Genomic DNA, 2098 nt, shown 5'->3' with positions numbered 1-2098 from the left:
GGCAGCGTGCCCGCGGTCGACGGGCCGGACCGGGCGGCGGGCGCCATCGGACAGGGGCAGGTCCAGATGAGCCCGCTGAACATGGCTGCGAACCACCTCGGCGAGCGTCGCCGCAGGCGTCGTCTTCGGCAGAAATCCGCGGACGCCGGCTGACAGTGCCTTCTTCAGGTATCCGGGACGCCCGTGGCTCGTCACGATGATCGAGGCGCACCCCGAGACCGTCTGCGCAATCTGTTGCGCCGTCTCTATACCGTCGATACCTGCCATTTGAAGGTCGAGCACGGCTACGTCAGGTTGATGCTTTGCAGCAGCGATCACGGCATCCTCGCCGGATTCGGCTTCTGCGACGACAACGATGTCGTCCTCGAGCGACAACATCATTGCCAGCGCCGAGCGGATCAGGTTCTCGTCGTCGGCCAGCAGTACCTTGATCGGCTCGGTCACCGAGACTCCTTCGTTCGGGACGGAAAGTGGGCGGTGAGGGTGAAGCGATCTTCGTCCTGCACGGTTTCGACAGTTCCTCCGACGGCGCCGACGCGCTCGCGCAATCCGTTCAGGCCGGTTCCGTTGTTCGGCTCTGCGATACGTGCGCCGTCGTTGGCGATCACGACGCCATCCGCCAACACTTCGATGCTGCAATTCTCGGCACTGGAGTGCCGGAGAATGTTGGTCACGCCTTCACGGACGACCCAGGCAGCGGCTTCGGCCAGTTCCACCGGTAGTTGATCTGCCGATCCACGTATCGCAGTGGAGATTCCGGCGGCCTCGAGCAGAGACTGCGCACCGGCCAGCTCCGATGCCAAGGCGATGGACCGGTATCCCCGAACCAACTCGCGCGCTTCGTCGAGTGAATCTTGCGCAAGTTCGCGCACTTCGTCCATCTGCGCGGCGGCACGATCGTCGCCGCGTCGTGAAAGCGTGGCTGCAAGTTCACTTTTCACCGCAATTGCAGACAGTGCCCGCCCGACGACGTCATGGAGATCGCGAGAAAATCGCAACCGCTCCTCGGCGACGGACAGAGCGGCGGCGGCTCCGCGCGCCTCGTCCAATTCGGTGACCATCCGCAGCAGCCACACCGACATGTAGACGGTCAGCCCCATGAAGCCGGCAACGATTCCGACGGACACGCCGCTTTCCGGACCCGCAAGCAGTCCCAATACAACCCCGGCGGCCACCGAGCCCACGATCAGCCAGCGCAACGACGTCAACCCCGCAAGGGGCACGACAAGGATTGCCGCCAGCCAGAAGTACGGGCCGTTCTCGCCATTGCTTCCCAAGGCAATTCCCGCCGAGCAGAACGCCGACAACGTCATCACGGCAAGAGGAATCTGGACGGGCTTGGCCACGACTCCGCCCAGATCAGGCATCCGAGACACGGCGATGACGCACGCAACGGCACTGATTCCGAGGAAGACACCCGACAGGTACCGAACCGCAACTATCTCGGTGACCGCACCGAAGCCACCGAAAACCACTGCGACCATGATGAACGATTGCCGCGTGTAGAGGCGAACCTTGTCGACGTTCGACGCGGTTCGCCACGTCCGTCTCGGATTCCAGCGTCCGAAGTTCTGCGCGATCATGCCCACTACCTTCTCAGAGTTCTACGAACGCGGTTCCCAGCGGAAGTGGACGTTCGCAATCAGAACCGAACCGACGATCCACGCCAGCATGACCAACAGCGGTTGCCCAGCCGAACCGAAGGTGTCGACAAATCCGGCCGCAGCACCGGGCGCATCGCCCAGATCGGCCAGTTCGCCAGTGGTTCTCCCCAGCCATCCGAGATTGAGAAGGTCGACTACCGCGGCCAGCGGAGTGAAATCGAGAATGCGAGCAACGTTGTCCGGCACGACGTTCCTGATCGAAGACATACCTGCCGTCGCCAGAATCAGAATCGGCATGCAGGTGATCTGCGCTGCCTCCGCGTTCCGAGTGACAGCCGAAGTGATCAACGCCAGCGCGGTGAAGAGCGCAGCGCCGCCGATCACCGCGACCAGCACCAGCACCGGATTGACCGGAGCACTGCCGCCGAGAACCGTCCCATTCCGGTCCTCGGCGTCCAGCGCCTTCGCGCCGAGGGCCAGCACGCCCTTCTCGG

The 2098-nt window shown here is 63.6% G+C and carries 2 protein-coding genes and 1 pseudogene; all 3 read right to left on the bottom strand.

Going from position 1 to position 2098, the window contains the following annotated elements; translation table 11 throughout:
* Nucleotides 1-102 precede the first annotated feature (102 nt).
* A pseudogene (locus ABT116_RS43465) lies at nucleotides 103-444 on the bottom strand (response regulator); the annotation flags it as partial.
* Entirely contained in the window at nucleotides 441-1583 is a 1143-nt protein-coding gene (locus tag ABT116_RS43460) for a sensor histidine kinase (protein ID WP_351646297.1), read from the bottom strand. The pseudogene ABT116_RS43465 and the gene ABT116_RS43460, both read right to left, overlap by 4 nt.
* Before the next feature lie 21 nt (nucleotides 1584-1604).
* Nucleotides 1605-2098, bottom strand: a 494-nt coding sequence (locus tag ABT116_RS43455) for an ABC transporter permease (protein ID WP_351646296.1), incomplete at its 5' end; no start/stop codon positions are given.

It is taken from the genome of Streptomyces sp. NPDC002130 (assembly GCF_040296465.1).
GTDB lineage: Bacteria > Actinomycetota > Actinomycetes > Streptomycetales > Streptomycetaceae > Streptomyces.
This window is presented reverse-complemented; position numbering and strand designations above follow the sequence as displayed.